This window comes from Vibrio sp., from assembly GCF_038138445.1.
GTDB lineage: Bacteria > Pseudomonadota > Gammaproteobacteria > Enterobacterales > Vibrionaceae > Vibrio.
The window spans coordinates 14,738-31,844 of the sequence record NZ_JAYQDQ010000018.1; the positions used below are offsets into that span (position 1 = coordinate 14,738).

Annotated in this window: 15 protein-coding genes; 6 read left to right on the top strand and 9 right to left on the bottom strand. The window is 42.7% G+C overall.

Translation table 11 applies throughout. The features are described 5' to 3' along the window. Positions 1–59 precede the first annotated feature (59 nt). A complete protein-coding gene (locus AAFM34_RS07295) occupies positions 60–413 on the top strand; it encodes a DUF2750 domain-containing protein (protein WP_341661407.1) in 354 nt (117 codons plus the stop codon). Between the two features lie 54 nt (positions 414–467). Here the strand turns inward: AAFM34_RS07295 and queC are convergent, their stop codons facing one another. From queC to AAFM34_RS07340, 9 genes are all read right to left on the bottom strand, one after another. Then, complete coding sequence (gene queC, locus AAFM34_RS07300; protein WP_341661409.1) at positions 468–1,160, bottom strand: 7-cyano-7-deazaguanine synthase QueC; 693 nt, start codon at positions 1,158–1,160, stop codon at positions 468–470. A 14-nt stretch (positions 1,161–1,174) separates the two neighbouring features. Continuing rightward, the gene (gene queE / locus AAFM34_RS07305; RefSeq protein ID WP_341661411.1) at positions 1,175–1,843 is read right to left on the bottom strand and encodes a 7-carboxy-7-deazaguanine synthase QueE; all 669 of its coding nucleotides are present in this window, start codon (positions 1,841–1,843) and stop codon (positions 1,175–1,177) included. A 161-nt stretch (positions 1,844–2,004) separates the two neighbouring features. Then, entirely contained in the window at positions 2,005–2,481 is a 477-nt protein-coding gene (locus tag AAFM34_RS07310; protein ID WP_341661413.1) for a GNAT family N-acetyltransferase, read from the bottom strand. 92 nt (positions 2,482–2,573) lie between these two features. Further along, positions 2,574–4,451, bottom strand: coding sequence for a propionyl-CoA synthetase (locus tag AAFM34_RS07315; RefSeq protein WP_341661416.1), 1,878 nt, complete (start codon positions 4,449–4,451; stop codon positions 2,574–2,576). 60 nt (positions 4,452–4,511) lie between these two features. After that, positions 4,512–5,696 carry a 2-methylaconitate cis-trans isomerase PrpF gene (gene prpF / locus AAFM34_RS07320; RefSeq protein WP_341661418.1) on the bottom strand — a complete coding sequence of 395 codons (1,185 nt, stop codon included), beginning with the start codon at positions 5,694–5,696 and terminating at the stop codon, positions 4,512–4,514. An 8-nt stretch (positions 5,697–5,704) separates the two neighbouring features. Further along, positions 5,705–8,296, bottom strand: coding sequence for a Fe/S-dependent 2-methylisocitrate dehydratase AcnD (gene acnD, locus AAFM34_RS07325; RefSeq protein ID WP_341661420.1), 2,592 nt, complete (start codon positions 8,294–8,296; stop codon positions 5,705–5,707). Between the two features lie 215 nt (positions 8,297–8,511). Beyond that, positions 8,512–9,639, bottom strand: coding sequence for a 2-methylcitrate synthase (gene prpC, locus AAFM34_RS07330; protein WP_341661422.1), 1,128 nt, complete (start codon positions 9,637–9,639; stop codon positions 8,512–8,514). 91 nt (positions 9,640–9,730) lie between these two features. Continuing rightward, on the bottom strand, positions 9,731–10,630 hold the full coding sequence (gene prpB / locus AAFM34_RS07335; protein WP_341661424.1) for a methylisocitrate lyase: 900 nt from the start codon (positions 10,628–10,630) through the stop codon (positions 9,731–9,733). Between the two features lie 12 nt (positions 10,631–10,642). Then, positions 10,643–11,347, bottom strand: coding sequence for a GntR family transcriptional regulator (locus AAFM34_RS07340; RefSeq protein WP_341661426.1), 705 nt, complete (start codon positions 11,345–11,347; stop codon positions 10,643–10,645). A gap of 268 nt (positions 11,348–11,615) precedes the next feature. On the opposite strand from AAFM34_RS07340, the gene AAFM34_RS07345 reads away from it, so the two are divergent. The 5 genes from AAFM34_RS07345 to AAFM34_RS07365 all read left to right on the top strand — a co-directional run bounded on the left by AAFM34_RS07345 (position 11,616) and on the right by AAFM34_RS07365 (position 17,102). Further along, a complete protein-coding gene (locus AAFM34_RS07345) occupies positions 11,616–12,413 on the top strand; it encodes a hypothetical protein (protein WP_341661428.1) in 798 nt (265 codons plus the stop codon). A gap of 172 nt (positions 12,414–12,585) precedes the next feature. Further along, the gene (locus AAFM34_RS07350) at positions 12,586–14,568 is read left to right on the top strand and encodes a type VI secretion system tip protein TssI/VgrG (protein ID WP_341661430.1); all 1,983 of its coding nucleotides are present in this window, start codon (positions 12,586–12,588) and stop codon (positions 14,566–14,568) included. Positions 14,569–14,572: 4 nt separating this feature from the next. Next, on the top strand, positions 14,573–15,142 hold the full coding sequence (locus AAFM34_RS07355; protein WP_341661432.1) for a hypothetical protein: 570 nt from the start codon (positions 14,573–14,575) through the stop codon (positions 15,140–15,142). Next, positions 15,139–15,441, top strand: coding sequence for a PAAR domain-containing protein (locus AAFM34_RS07360; RefSeq protein ID WP_114785773.1), 303 nt, complete (start codon positions 15,139–15,141; stop codon positions 15,439–15,441). The genes AAFM34_RS07355 and AAFM34_RS07360 overlap by 4 nt, the downstream gene beginning before the upstream one ends. Before the next feature lie 284 nt (positions 15,442–15,725). Continuing rightward, positions 15,726–17,102, top strand: coding sequence for a type VI secretion system ImpA family N-terminal domain-containing protein (locus tag AAFM34_RS07365; RefSeq protein WP_341661435.1), 1,377 nt, complete (start codon positions 15,726–15,728; stop codon positions 17,100–17,102). The last annotated feature ends 5 nt before the right edge of the window (positions 17,103–17,107 follow it).

Genomic DNA, 17,107 nt, shown 5'->3' on the forward strand with positions numbered 1-17,107 from the left:
TTAGCTTTAGCGATAACAGTGCTACCCTGATCCATAATTACCATGAAGAGAAAAACGCAATGAGCAACTTAACTTCTGACATTCAAGCTAACCTAGAGCTTTTTGTAGCGGACACTAAACAAAACAATTTAGTTTGGGGGCTTCGTAACGAAGAAGGATGGCTATCATGCGATTCTACTGAGTTTGAGAATAGCGAAGTTATGCCTTTTTGGTCGGCAAAGGAAGATGCGCAAGCGCACAATGTCGAAGAGTGGGCCGATTTTGAAGTATTAGAAATCCCACTCGATATTTTCGTCGAAGATTGGTTACTCACCTTGTCAGAAGATGGCGTTTTAGTTGGTACCAACTGGAACGCTCAATTGGAAGGAAAAGAAGTAGAACCTGATGAATTAGCGAAAATGTATTTAGGTTAATAAGCCATTTTAATATGCCCTCCTAGACCTTATGAGGGCATTTTTATATCGTTTTTAGACAGGCTGCTGTTTTTTAACCAAAGAAGCCATCATAGCCTCACGGTCATTTAGGTAATCCTCTAGCCCTGCTTTTCTGAGCCCACACGCAGGGCAGTCTCCACAACCGTCACCAATGACACCGTTATAACAAGTTAACGTTTTGTCTTTCACCAAATCGAGAGCCTGGTACTGATCGGCAAGCGCCCAAGTTTCAGCCTTATTAAGCCACATTAAAGGAGTGGAAATCTCCAACTGGTATTCCATCCCTTGAGCAAGAGCCGTATTCATAGCTTTGACAAAGCTATCACGACAGTCAGGGTAACCAGAAAAGTCGGTTTCACATACACCCGTAATGATGGTGGTTGCGCCAATTTGGTATGCGTAAATACCCGCAAGTGTTAAGAATAAAATATTTCGACCGGGTACGAAGGAGTTTGGTAAACCATTGCCCTGCAGCTCATGAGAGACTGGAATGTCATCTCGAGTTAGCGAGCTAATCGCCAATTCATTAAGCAGACCGACATCCATAACTTTATGAGCCGTGACCCCCAACTCTTTAGCTAAACTTTGGGCGACTTCGATTTCTAACCTATGCCTTTGTCCGTAATCGAAAGTAATAGCATGAACTTCATCAAATTCATTGAGTGCTTGAACTAAGCAAGTAGTAGAGTCTTGCCCTCCACTGAATACGACTACAGCTTTTTTCATTCTTCTTATGTCCTTTAAGCAATGTTCAAATATTTGTGGGATTGAATTGAAAGTCGCCAGTTACGCTCGATACAGGTATTAATACAAAGTTGAGTTGCTCGAGGTTTCTGGCTAATGGGTTGCAGTGCGATCACTGTGCTCTCTGGCACGCTGGCTCGCTCTATTAGCTCATCTAAGTGATCAATATCTTTGGTTGTCCCTACCGGATGTTTGATCTCATTTGCTCGTAGTAATGCATTATCCAGCACAGGGAGCTTTCCTTTCATCGCCACTTTTGGTGACACTGTCACCCATGTCTTCTCACTGGTTAATACCTCGGATGTACCACTGGTCTCCACTTGGCAACTACACCCAATATTTTCAAAGGCTTCAGTGAGTGGTTGCAAATCATAAATGCATGGCTCTCCGCCTGTAATCACGATGTGTTTAGCTTGGTAACCCAATTGATGATATTGATTAATAATGTCAGAACTCTCGGCACTGCACCATGTAGACGAGTCCTTTGTTTTAGTCAGAATTTCATTTAAAGGACGCTCGTCTTGAGGGGTTGCATCCCAAGTATGCTTAGTATCACACCAAGAGCAACCGACAGCGCATTCCTGTAGGCGAATGAATACAGATGGCACCCCCGTAAAGACACCTTCACCCTGTATGGTTTCAAACATTTCGTTAATTTTGTACAACTTTATCTCAGCCTAAATCATCATCTGTGCAATGCCGGACCGAGACCTTAAATGACTGCAACACGAAGGTCAACTAAATCAGAATGAGAAAAAACCACAATCTTTTTGTGCTGGGTTTGTCTCGTATCGCCAACAAATTGATTGGCCAAGAAAAAGCAACGCTAACTGATTGATTTGCGTAACCAGTGAATATGATTTTGGAACGCTAAACCCTTGTATAAATCGAGTGCGACATGGTTAAAGTCCCATACCTCGACAAACACTTGTTTGACACCATACTCGTCAAAACGATGTTCTAGATCGTGATATAGCTGTGTCGCAATACCAAACTTTCGCATTTCAGGCACAACATAAAGTTCATCAATACTTCCCATTTGAACCGGCTTACTCACACTTGAAATGAGCTCACAAAAATGTCCGGTAATAAAACCAAGGATATAATCGCCGTCGCAAGCAACCAACACTAAACAATCTGGCGAGTTGATATAACGAGTAATGCTTTTTTCCTGCTCTATCTCTTGAGCAGGTTTAAAATGTTCAGGGCATTGGTGATGGTGCTCATCATGAAGCCTAAACATTAATTCATCGAGCTGCTCTACATCCTGAGTTTGTGCAACTCGAATTGTGATGTTTTTCATAGCCCACCCTATATGTAAAATAATCACAGAGCTTAGTACACCAAGTAGCTCAATATACTAAAGGCTATTTGGCGGATGTTCAATGCGTTAGTCTAGCGCTCTAGTATTTTTTCTATTTCCCTTAAACTGCTTGGATCGTCAATTGTAGAAGGAACAGTATACTCTTCCCCATCGGCTATCTGTCGAATGGTCTTTCGTAAAATTTTACCCGATCGAGTCTTTGGTAAACGCTCAACCACCAAAGCTTGCTTAAAACAGGCAACCGCGCCAATTTTGTCTCGCACAACATCAACAATTTCGCCCTCTAGTTGATTGTCATCCACCTTAACCCCATCCTTGAGCACCACAAGCCCCAGAGGCAACTGTCCTTTTAATTCATCGCTGATCCCCACTACGGCACATTCGGCAATAGCTGGATGTGCAGCAACGACCTCCTCCATTTCCCCTGTTGATAACCTATGCCCTGCGACATTAATTACGTCATCAACCCGGCCCATAATGTACAAATATCCATCACTATCAAAATAGCCGCCATCGCCACATATATAGTAACCGGGAAATACATTTAGGTAACTAGATTCGAACCTTTCATGATTGCGCCATATCGTAGGCAAACAACTTGGGGGTAAAGGACGTTTAATGGCAATAAAGCCCTGCTGATTAGGCCCTAAAACCTCCCCTTGTTCATTAAGTATTTCTATGTTGTAGCCGGGTACAGGTTTGGTTGATGATCCTGCCTTAACTGGCATGGGCTCAAGTCCAATAGGATTTGCTACCATGGGCCAGCCCGTCTCGGTTTGCCACCAATTATCAATGATAGATTTACATGTTTTTTCCTGTGCCCAGGCTAAAGTTGGAGGGTCAAGCCGCTCGCCAGCCATGAAAATTGTGTGTAATTTGGATAAGTCATACTTGCCAATTTCGACACCGTCAAAGTCTTCTTTCTTTATTGCACGAAAAGCGGTGGGAGCAGCAAATAAAACGTTCACTTGATGTTCTGCACAAACACGCCAAAATGCGCCAGCATCGGGCGTTTTTATTGGTTTCCCCTCATATAAGACACTTTTACAGCCATGGATCAAAGGTGCATAAACAATGTATGAATGGCCTAATACCCAACCAACATCAGAGACGGCCCAATAAACGCCATCTTCAGCAACGTTATAAATCGCGCTCATAGAGTACTTGAGCGCAACAGCATGACCACCATTGTCCCTTACAACCCCTTTAGGTTTACCTGTCGTTCCGGATGTATAGAGTATATATAAAGGGTCAGTAGCCAAAACGGGAACGCATGAGTGAGGTTGAGCTTTCTCAACTTCTTGCTGCCAATCTAAGTCATAAGGTTGAGCTAACTCTGCTTGACACTCAGGGCGCTGGAACACAAATACTTTTTCAGGTTTCCAATGACTTTGTTTGATAGCTTTATCGACAAGAGGCTTATAAGGAATCACTGTTGTAAATTCAATACCACAAGAAGCCGTCATAATGGCTTTGGGCTGCGCATCATCAATTCGAACCGCAAGTTCATGGGGAGCAAAGCCACCAAACACCACGGAGTGAATAGCACCTAGTCTTGCGCATGCCAGCATAGCCATTGCGGCCTCAGGAATCATAGGCATGTAAATAATCACACGATCGCCTTTTTCTACCCCTTGACTAGCAAGCATGCCTGCAACTTTCGATACTTGGTCTCGTAACTGATGATAAGTGTATTGGCTTTTATTTCCTGTAACCGGAGAGTCATAAATTAGAGCGACATTGTCACCCCGCCCCTGCTCACAGTGATAATCTAGCGCCAACCAACATGTATTGAGAACACCATCGGTAAACCAGCGTTCAATGCCATTATTATCAAGCTCTAAAATCTTGGTCGGTTTTTTAAACCAATCAATATTGTCCGCTTGGCTCTGCCAAAACTGTTTAGGATCTTCCTTGGCCAATAAATATTCTTTCTGATAGGCAGACATAACGCATCCTCCCGCATGCCTAGATAGGATTAAGGCCTGTAATGACTTTACAGGCTTGCTCTAAAAAATATTGGAAGGAACTCGAACAAAACCTTCCATAATGATTCTTGCACTTCGGCTCATCACTGCTTTTTCAACAACCCAACCTTTTTCCTTGTGACTGGCAATAGCACCAACTTTTAGTACACCAGACGGGTGTCCAAATGTGATTGAGTGCTTTTCACCGCCACCAGCGGCCAAATTAACAAGTGTTCCTGGGACACATGAGGCTGAAGCAATGGCTACCGCTGCAGTCCCCATCATGGCGTGGTGCAGCTTCCCCATAGATAGAGCTCTAACAAGTAAATCCACATCGTTTTCAGAAATGTATTTACCATTTGATGCGTGGTAGCTTTTAGGCTTAGAAACAAACGCTATTTTAGGTGTGTGCTGATGGTTTTCGGCTTCCTCAATATTGCTTATGAGCCCCATCTTCAATGCCCCATAAGCTCGGATCTTCTCAAACTTATCCAAAGCACTTAGGTCATTGTTGATGTCATCTTGAAGTTCGGTCCCCGTATAACCAAGGGAGTCGGCTTGCATAAATATGGTTGGTATGCCTGCGTTTATAAACGTAGCATTGAATGTACCAACCTCTGGAACATCGAGATCATCGATTAAGTTTCCCGTCGGAAACATATTACTTTTTCCATCTGCAGGCGACATAAAATCAACAGGAATTTCTGCCGCAGGAAACGTAACTCCATCTAACTCAAAGTCGCCAGTTTCTTGTACTACTCCATCTCTAATAGGAACATGAATGACGATAGTTTTTTTTATGTTGGCTTGCCAGACCCTGACTTCGGCGGTTCCGTTTTCAGGGATGCGTTCGGATGGCATTAAACCAGTGTGTATAGCAAAAGGGCCTACCGCAGCAGAGAGATTTCCACAATTGCCACCCCAATCGACCAATGCCTTATCAATAGAAATTTGGCCAAACAAGTAATCTACATCATGATCAGATTGAGTACTTGGGGAGAGAATGACAACTTTGCTAGTACTTGACGTTGCTCCTCCCATACCGTCAATATGTTTTGCATAGGGATCAGGGCTGCCAATCACCCGCAATAAAAATGCATCACGCGCTTTTCCGGGCACTTTCGCTTCAGGAGGTAAGTCGTTTATATTGAAAAAAACGCCCTTACTCGTCCCGCCGCGCATGTAAGTTGCCGCAACCTTTATTTGATTGGTTTGAAGATTCGCCATTATTCCTCCTACTTAGCAAGAAAATCTTGAGCAAAACGCTGCAACACACCACCAGCCTCGTATACCGAGACTTCATCTTGCGTATCCAAACGGCATGTCACCAAAGTCTCCATGCGTTCACCGCTTTTGCGTGTAATGATTAAGCTAAGATCTACACCTGCCTGAATGTTTCCAACTATGTCGTAAACTTCGCTACCATCAAGTTTGAGTGTTTTTCGGTTTTCTCCCTGTTTAAACTCAAGGGGTAGCACTCCCATCCCTACAAGGTTTGTTCTGTGGATCCTTTCAAATCCTTCGGCAACAATCACCTCAACGCCAGCTAAGCGAACTCCTTTCGCAGCCCAGTCCCTTGAAGAGCCTTGACCATAGTCTGCGCCAGCAATAATGATTAAAGGTTGCTTGCGACTCATATAACTTTCAATTGCTTCCCACATACGCGATATTTCACCCTCAGGCTCAATACGAGTGAGAGAACCTTGCACCACCTCGCCATTTTCGCGAACCATCTCATTGAAAAGTTTAGGGTTAGCGAACGTAGCTCGCTGAGCAGTAAGGTGATCCCCTCTATGTGTTGCGTAGGAGTTAAAGTCTTGCTCGGGGACCCCCATGGTTGAAAGGTACTCTCCAGCTGCGCTTGAAGCGAGTATGGCATTGGAAGGTGATAAATGATCTGTGGTGATGTTATCCCCTAATACGGCTAACGGCCTCATTGAAGATAGTGTTCGTTTACCGGCTAACGCACCTTCCCAGTATGGGGGTCGGCGTATATAGGTACTCATCGGGCGCCAATCATACAGAGGGTTGCTATTTGCTTGTTGATCACCAAGTTTAAACATCTGTATGTAGACTTGTTTAAACTGCTCTGGCTTAACGTATTCAGCGACAGTGTGGTCAATTTCTTCATCACTAGGCCAAAGATCACTAAGATAAATCGGTTGCCCGTCAGAGCTGTATCCTAGCGCATCGCGCTCAATATCAAATCGAATTGTCCCCGCAAGGGCATAAGCAACTACTAAAGGGGGAGACGCTAAAAACGCTTGTTTAGCGTAAGGGTGAATACGGCCATCGAAATTTCGATTACCAGACAGAACTGCGGTGGAATATAAGTCTCTGTCGATAATCTCTTGCTGAATGTCAGAGTCCAAAGCACCACTCATACCGTTACAGGTTGTACAAGCGTAGCCGACTATTCCGAAGCCCAACTTCTCCATTTCTGGCAATAGCCCTGCTTCTTCAAGGTAGATTTTAGCCACTTTTGAGCCGGGCGCAAAAGAGGTTTTTACCCAAGGTTTTCGCTCAAGTCCTAACTGATTTGCCTTTTTGGCGACAAGTCCAGCAGCAACAACATTTCTCGGGTTACTTGTATTCGTACACGAAGTGATCGCAGCAATAATAACTGCTCCATCGGGTAATCGACCTTCTGAATCATCCCATTTCCCAGCAATACCTTTTGCACTGAGCTCTGAGGTCGGTAAACGGCGATGAGGGTTTGAGGGACCCGCTAAGTTCCGTGTCACTGAAGAAAGATCAAACTCCAACACACGTTCGTATTCAGCTTCCTGCAAATCGCTCGCCCAAAGCCCTGTTTGCTTAGCGTATCTTTCAACCAATTCGACTTGTTGTGAGTCACGTCCTGTTAGTTTGAGATATTGGAGTGTTTGCTCATCAATATAAAACATACCTGCCGTTGCACCATACTCAGGCGTCATATTAGAAATCGTTGCCCTATCACCGATTGTTAAGCTACTTGCGCCTTCGCCAAAAAATTCGAGGTAAGATGAGACCACCTTAGCTCCACGCAAAAATTCCGTAATGGCCAAAACGATGTCTGTCGCGGTAACTCCAGGGCTGCGTTTACCCACCAGTTTTACACCAACTATCTCTGGTAACCTCATCATCGAAGGGCGACCTAACATGACTGTCTCTGCTTCTAGGCCCCCTACACCAATTGCTATCACGCCAAGCGCATCGACATGAGGAGTATGGCTATCCGTACCAACACATGTGTCGGGGAATGCTATACCATCTTGGGCTTGAATGACGGGTGACATTTTTTCTAGATTTATCTGGTGCATAATGCCGTTGCCTGCAGGAATAACGCTGACATTTTCAAACGCCGTTTTACACCATTCAATGAAATGAAAGCGGTCTTCATTTCTGCGCTCTTCAATGGCTCGGTTTTTTTCGAAAGCATCAGGGTCAAAACCACCATGTTCCACCGCCAATGAGTGATCAACAATCAATTGAGTCTCGACAACTGGATTAACTTTCGCAGGGTCACCGCCCTGCTCAGCGATGGCATCGCGTAACCCGGCTAAATCTACCAAAGCAGTTTGACCAAGAATGTCATGACACACCACCCGAGCGGGATACCATGGGAAGTCCAAATCTCTCTTGCGTTCGATTAACTGTTTTAGTGATTCGGCTAAGGTTGTTGGATTACACCGGCGCACTAGTTGCTCGGCAAGAACACGGGAGGTATATGGTAGGCGATCATAAGCTCCGGGAGAAATATCGTTGATGGCTTGGCGCGCGTCAAAAAAATCCAAGTCGGATCCCGAAAGCGGCTTACGATAATCAGTGTTAACAGTACAGCTCATTGTATTACTTCCATCTGAATATCACTCTGGATAGTCGTATAATTGCCTCAAAGTGATAGAAATTATGTTGTTGGGTGATTTTGATTACAGCTGTGAACAGGTTAAACGGTCAGCAGATAAAAGGCCTAAGCCTGGAATGTATGACTCGATATAAACCCACAAATATAAAAAGGCTTGATACAGAAACACAAGCCTTGGCAACACAGTAAGATTTCCTATCTTCTATCGATAGGTAGCCATTCTTGTGCGTCTGGCCCTGTATAATCTGCGCTAGGGCGAATAATACGATTGTTTGCGCGCTGTTCAAACACGTGAGCAGCCCAGCCAGTTAAACGGCTCATAACAAATATTGGTGTGAACAATTTAGTGGGGATATCCATAAAGTGGTAAGCTGAAGCATGGAAAAAGTCAGCGTTACAGAATAATCCTTTTTCACGTTTCATAACGGTCTCTACTCGTTCAGAAACAGCGTATAAGTGCTTATCGCCAACCTGTTCTGACAACTCTTTGGACCAACGTTTAATTAATGCGTTTCTTGGATCACTTTCTCTATAAATCGCATGGCCAAAACCCATTATTTTATCTTTGTTGGCCAACATTCGCATGATATTAGACTCAGCTTCTTCGGGAGTTTGCCAGTCTTGGATCATATCCATTGCCGCTTCATTGGCACCTCCATGCAAAGGCCCTCTTAACGTGCCAATTGCGGCCGTAATACATGAATGAATATCAGAAAGGGTTGATGCGCATACTCTCGCAGCAAAAGTCGACGCGTTAAACTCATGTTCTGCGTATAAAATCAGCGAGCAATGCATGACTTGTTTGTGCAGTTCTGTTGGCTCTTTATCTGTCAGCATTTTCAGAAAATAGCCACCAATACAGTTTTGAGATTGATCTTGAGTATCAATTTTTACTCCATCATGACTAAACCTGTACCAGTAACAAATAATTGCAGGAAACAAAGCTAACATTCTCTCTGTCGCATTAAGTTGCCCAGAAAAGTCAGACTCTTGTTCAATGTTTCCTAAAACAGAACACCCAGTACGCATCACATCCATAGGATGTGCGCCGCGTGGGAGAAGCTCAAGCGCTTTTTTAACTTCTTCTGGTAAACCACGAAGGCTTATCAGACGTGTTTTATAAGCATCTAGTTCTTGCTGAGTCGGGAGGTGCCCACGCAATAACAGATGTGCAACCTCCTCAAACTGTGCATTGTTCGCGAGGTCATGAATATCATACCCTCGGTAGGTAAGACCGGTTCCTGTTTTACCTACTGTACATAAAGCGGTGCTTCCAGCACTTTGGCCTCTCAATCCTGCGCCACCTAACTGTTTAGTTGACATATCGAACTCCTTTTCTGTTTAGCAATTTAAATGTACCTACTGCTCACCTAACTCATTTAACGTTATTGAATATAAGAACTTTTACACCATACTAATTGCTTTCTTGCGAGAAAAGCGTATCTAATTTTTGCTCATAATCATGATAATTGAGATGATCATACAATTCGCTTCGCGTCTGCATCATACCAATGAGTTCTTCCTGATTGCCTTCTTTTAAAAGGTGAGAATAGACAGTTTCTGCAGCCTTGTTCATGGCACGAAATGCACTGAGTGGATACAACACCATATCAACTCCCACTTCTGCTAGCTGCTGGGTGTTGAATAGAGGGGTTTGACCAAATTCAGTAATGTTAGCCAATATTGGGACATCTTTACCTATGGCCTGATAAAGGGCTTTGGAGAATTGTGCATACTGCTCGAGTTTGTTCATTGCTTCAGGAAATACCATATCAGCCCCAGCTTCAACGCAAGCTATCGCTCTATCTATTGCTTTGTCCATCCCTTCAACGGCAAGCGCATCTGTTCTGGCCATAATGACAAAATTTGAATCTTGACGGGCATCGACAGCCGCTTTAATGCGATCAACCATTTCTTGCTGACTGACTATCGCCTTATTAGGCCTGTGACCACAACGTTTTTGTGCAACTTGATCTTCCATATGTATTGCAGCCGCACCTGCTTTTTCCATTGCTTTGATTGTACGCGCAATATTAAACGCCCCACCAAACCCTGTATCAATATCGACCAAAAGAGGAAGGTCACACGCGTTGCTGATACGTTCTACGTCCACTAAAACATCATTAAGGGTAGTAATACCGAGATCCGGTAACCCATAAGAAGCATTGGCCACACCACCGCCAGATAAGTAGACGGCTTGATGCCCCAAATTTTTTGCCATCATTGCGCAGTAAGGATTGATAGCTCCAACAATTTGTAATGGAGTATTTTTTTCTACTGCGGCCCTAAACTTTGCACCTTGAGATAAACCCATGATCATTTCCTTCTAATCATTTTGAGTTACTATTATTTGCTGCTCGATTAATTTTCTACTACCTGAAATATGTCGCCTCATTAGAATCTCGGCTAATTCTTCGTCACGATTTTCTACCGCTTTCAATATCAATTTGTGTTCGTTTAATGCTTCATGAGGCCTAGATTGAGAACGGGGAGATTGATATCTGTACATGCGAAGTAAATGGTATAACTCATCACATAATAAGGAGATAAGTTTGCTATTTCGACTGGCTAATATTACACGATAATGAAAATCGAAATCACCCTGCTGGTGAAAGTATGAGCTTCCCTCAACTTCATCAATATGCTTAGAGTGTTTGGCGAGCAATGTCTCCAAGCCCAATATCTCGCTTTCTGATATGTGCCTAGCCGCTAACCTAGCTGCCATACCTTCCAGTGCCTCTCTAACTGAATACACTTCCACTAATTTTTTAGCGGACAACTTAACTACCCTAGCTCCCACATGAGGAATTCGTTCGATTAACCCCAACCCTTCAATCCGCATTAAAGCTTCTCTCAAAGGCCCTCGACTCACATTTAACCGCTTGGCCAATTCAGGCTCAGAAATCTTGCTGCCAGAATGTATTGCTCCAGTAACAATTGCCTCTATTAAAAGCTCGGTTAAATTTTCAGACTTAGTGCTTTCTCTCTCTGCAAGTTTTATTTTAATTCGAGATACGAGTTCATCATTCATGATTAACGAGTGATTATGTCTAATTGTCTACAATAATATGTTTCACTTGCCAAATATCCAAAAACTCAGACCTATTTCCAAGAGTATTGTCGACAATCAAACCAGCCAAATGTCAGATATCCATCATTAATCATGTTTCCTAGAGCAATGATGGAATCATTACATTGATTTTTGTGACTAGATTAAGATTTAGCGCATTAAGTTATATGAACTTAAATGAGCATCTCGCTAATATCTCTTTTAAGTGCAGTAAGGAGAAAGTAGTCGAATGTATACCCCTATTATCAGAGCGGTAACCCTGACTGTTGCAAGTATTAGCCTTAGTTCATGCTCCTTTTTTACTTCAAGCGACATAGATCCATATTACCCTCTCTTAACCGATAGCGTTTATTCTGATGAAAGTCTTGCCCTGATAGAGACAAACAACATAGTAATCAAAGCTTTAAAATCAAATCGTTACGTCGATGTTTCCAATTATCAACAGGTTAATAATGTCGCTGCAATAGTGTTCAATGAAGCCGAAGCAAGCTCAAGTGTGTCTATAGCTGATATTCAAACAAGCCACTTTCATCGTATGCTTGAATCAATAATCAAACAGTTTGCCTGTGAAGTATATGCCAGCCAGCAATTGGAAAATTCCGTTCAGTTTTGTCCATTATCAAAACAAATTGTCGACAAAAACTTGAATAGCCTTCCATTTATTGATGGGTTTAGGTTACATCATCGTTTGAGCACAACAATGACCAGTAAGCCAGGCGAACTCGAATTTGAACTTTTCTTAAGAAGTGTCCAAGAAAGATCGCTTGATACACTTTGGGGGGCAGTGCACGAATTGGGAAAAGTCCCTAACTCAGAGCTAGCCCAAGATAGCCTTGTTCTTACCATCAATATGAATATACACAAGAAAAACGACTTAGATCGGCGTTGGCGTTCTCTTCACCATGAACCGTTAGTGTTTTTCGTGATATTGCCACCTGTTGAGTCTATTTGGCAGAGTAAAAATGAAATCGAAAGTATGAGTTTTGCCTACAAAAAAGCTGTTTTGCTCGTAGTGGACAGCAGATAAATTTGCAAAATACAAAGATAGCTCACACATTAGTTTACTTTGAATGAGAGTTATCGAGTATCCCAGCAAGCTAGATTTATTAACTATGAATTAACTGCTACTTTGTATTAATCCGGTTAGATTTACACATATCAATATAATTTATAAAGACTTTTTAAGATAAGGATATTCTATGCCTGATAAGTATTCAGCATCGGCAGGGTTAATGTCTGCGAAAGATTATAAAAGCCAAGAACACTTAATTAGCGATTTTATCGTCACTCAGGCCCTGTCTATTCCATTTGAAATCACTGCAACGATCGTCTCTTCAACGTTTGATGCTCAAGACCAGTTAGGTCAACTCCTAACTATCAATCGATATAGCAACGAATCTGGCAGCAACAAACTACAAAGGACATTCAATGGTGTTATAACTCGCATTGAACAAATGGGGTTGGATGCCAATTTCCAGTTCATGCAATTTCGCGTCATACTCAAGCCTTGGTTTTGGCTACTTACACATACCCACTCTTTTCGTGTTTATCAAACCCAAACGACTAAAGACATAATCAGTGATATTTTTGATAATGCTGGTTTTAAGGGTAAATATAAGCTTTCAAGTTTGCCCTCCACCAAAAGAGAATATTGCCTTCAGTACGACGAATCAGACTATGACTTCGTTATTCGATTGCTTGCAGAAGAGGGGTTGCACTTCTATTTTGAGCATCAATCCGGCGAGCATACAATGGTGATTCAAGACGCCACTTCTCCATATACCAAAGCAGATGTGGCTAAGTTTGATATGCAAGAAACACCATCAGGAAGCCTACCACTCATAGAATCCTGGGTTCCTGTTATGGACTTTCATGGAGCCAGCATTGAGTTAACAGCTTATGATTACTCGCAATCCAAGCTAGTGACAAGTAAAGCCAAAACTAGTAGCAATACCGTTGCAAACAATACCAAATTGACCTCCGTTTATTATCCTGAGCTAGGCATCAGTGGCGACATGACTGACCTTTCAAGCAATCTTGCTAAAAGACGTATCGAATATGTTGAGCAAGACTATCAATCCGTCATAGCTCACGCCAAACACGATATGTTTGATATTGCTACCTGGTTTTCACTAAGTAGCCACTTGGACAAATCACAACTGGGGGATTTCTCCGTGGTTGGCATATCAACACATTACAAAGATGATGTTCAGTGCACTACGGAAGTTAGACTTGTACCCAAAGCGACATCTACCTACCCCAAGCCAAGAGGGAAGCAATCAGTAAAAGGTCTGCAAAGTGCAACGGTTGCTGGAAATACCGCTGGAGAGATAAACCAAGATGAACAAGGCCGAGTGAGAATTAAATTCCATTGGGATACAGAAGCCAGTGGAGATAAAACCAGTTGCTATGTTCGTGTCGTCCAAATGATGGCCGGTAATGGCTATGGTGCGCAGTTTATCCCTAGAGTAGGTCAGGAAGTTTTGGTGTCATTCATTGATGGGGATCCGGATCAACCTATTATTACTGGGAGTGTGTATAACAGCGATAATGCTCCCCCTTATAAGGAAGCGAATACAACCAAAAGTGGTATAAAAACTAAACTAACTGCTGAGGCAAATGAACTCTATTTTGATGACAAAAAAGATAATGAACTGATTTATCTTCATGCTGCTAAAGATATCTCACAAGAAATTGAAAATAATCATACAGAAAGCGTTAAGGGAGAACTGAGCCAAACCGTTACTAAATCCATGATGATAAAAACGGAAGATACCTATACTTTATCTGTTACTAAGGATATGAGTGGTTCAGCCAAGACCATTACGCTAGAGGCCGATGACACCATTGATTTGAAGGTTGGTTCCAGCAAAATATCGATGTCTTCTTCTTCAATATCAATAGAAGCCACCAACATAGACATAAAAGCAAGCAGTGCGCTGGATTTAGAAGGCACCAATGTTACCAGTAAAGCGACATCCGCAAACAAAATATCAGGCACGACTACAGCACTTGAAGCAACCACTTCAAATACTATAAAAGGACTAAGCATAGAGATGAAAGCAGACACCACATTAAGTGCTGAAGGTTCGTTAAGCGCTGAATTCAAATCAGGTCTAAAAGGAACTTTCGACGGCGGTGTATTAGGTGAGTTGAAAGGTGCGATTGTTAAGGTTAACTAAAACTATGTATAAAAAAATCCCCTACCAAAGCAGTTCTCAAATTATGCCAAGGTTTCAAGCTTCTGATGAAGCTAAGGAATGTATCAATGACGAACTTCCGATAGATCAAGTGATAGTTAGTTTGCAAAAGTCAGAACTTTATAATGATCTAGTACAGTTTCTCGCCCATGCGTTACCTGTCAGAGAAAGTATTTGGTGGGCACTATGTTGTCTATATTCACGCAATGATGTTTGGAATGACGCTCAAAAAATGGCATTGGATACTACAAAGCACTGGGCATTGTCTCCGTCTGAAGAGCTGCGCAGAAAGTCTGAGCTATTGGCCAATCGATTGGAACTCAATTGTGGACCATCTTGGGTTAGCCAGGCGGTATTTTGGAACGGCTCTGGGAGTATAGTGGCGCCAGACTTACCCACCGTATTACCTGATCCATACTTGTACGCTAAAGCGGTCGCGGGAGCCATTAATCACGCCGCTGCACTACCAGTTTGGGATAAAACCTCCACCTACTATGAAAATGCAATTGCAGCAGCAATTGATATTGCTCAAGGTGGAAATGGAGGCTTAGTATGACTCTACCCGCTGCAAGACTAACGGATATGCATGTATGTCCAATGCAAACACCGGCGGTACCTCCCATACCTCATGTTGGAGGGCCAATTACTGGTCCTGGGGCTCCTACTGTTCTTATAGGGAATATGCCCGCAGCAACTCTAGGGGATATAGTGGTATGCGTAGGCCCACCGGATTCCATCGTTAAGGGGAGTGCTACCGTGTTGATCAATAGTAAGCCAGCAGCAAGAATGGGAGATACTACAGCACATGGTGGGTCAATTGTTTTAGGAATGCCAACCGTCCTTATCGGTGGTTAAGCTTTTATTATGTGATCGGTATGCTATTGAGAAAAGAGTTATTTATTAGCATATTAAAGGATTAAAGATACGTAACCTCTTCTTACTACTTCACAAATTAACGACATTGACATGATATGCCACCCATTTTTTTAGAAAGCGATCACCCTTTTAATAAAATAATGAAATCAATGAAGTTTTTTGCGAAAAACCGTCTAAAATCTGATATGCACATTGGTGTTTATAACTAATAAATAGCTGAATAATTTACATTTTTCTTGTCAGAGACTAAAGATGGACTGTATATGGTAGATGTTGATGCATTATTAAAACCTATATCTGAAGAGCAACCATCAGGTACCTATCTCAAGTTGGATCGTAGCGCTTATCGTACTCTGAGAAATCACTACAATACTGCGCAGTCATCGTTTCGGCAGTTAGTTGAGACACCGGATGCTTCTAGTGATGAAGCACTTATTGAAGCCAATGATACTAACTGGAATTTGGTACGCACTACTACATTTGACGCTTTAACATCACAAACAAAGGATACTGAACTACTCGGATGGTTTATTACCAGCCAATTGTTTACCGCTTCCCCTTACGCAAACCTCGCTGAGGCAACAAAAGCTTTGGTAGAAATTATCCAAAAATTTTGGGATACCCTCCATCCTCAGCCTCCTGAAGATAAACTAAAAAGTAATGACGAAGATGGACGTAATAAAGAGCTGACTGAGTTTAGAATAAAACCGCTACTTCAGCTCGTCGGTGAAACCCAAGACTCAACCGCGCTTTTCATGCCACTGCAAATGACCGACCTTGTAGGACACGTTACATTTGGTGATTTTTTAAGAGCAGAGCGAAGCGGAACCCTATCTGAGCTAAAAGAGTCAGCGTACTCACTATATTCAAACGAGATGGAAGATGTGGTACGCGATCTTGCTACTGCATATCAGAACTTCGATACAGCCGAAAAACTTATCGCGCAGGCGTGCCAGAAAATAAACGTGTCTCCGATAAGCTTTAAATTTGCCAAAGCCAATATTTCGGAGCTTCTCAAGGCAATACAATACTTAGTTGGTGATAGGTTCGCACCTTGGCCATTAGACAATAATTTTAAAATGGTCACTTATGAGTCAACACAAAGCGAAGTAAGTGTTGAAAGCTCAGAAACTCCGGCTGAGAGCTCTAGCGTAACTCAGCCTCCAAAAGCAAGTGCTCAAAGCGCAACATCTGGACGGGGTAATAACAGTCAATCTGCTTCTGCTGCAAATGTCATTTCAAGTCGCGATCAAGCGTTTCACGAACTGCGTAAAATTTCACGTTTTTTTCAAAAAACCGAGCCTCATAGCCCTATTCCATTTTTACTTGAACGAGCAATTCGCTGGGGCTACATGAGCTTACCTGAATTATTAAACGAGATGACAGGCGGTAACTCAGGAGCTATTACCCACATCAACCAGGTTTCTGGTATGGATAATTTAGAACCCGCAAAGCTTAGCAGTATTCCCCCATCACCACACAAAACATTCACCCAACCGTCTGGGCTTGTAGAGACAGATGTAAACACACAACCACTGAAAGATTCAGACTCATCTGAGACTGTAACACACAGTGAAAGTCCCTCTCACAATGACACTGATACTCAGTCTGATAGTGGGATTAGTAATTTCGAGTGGTAACACAC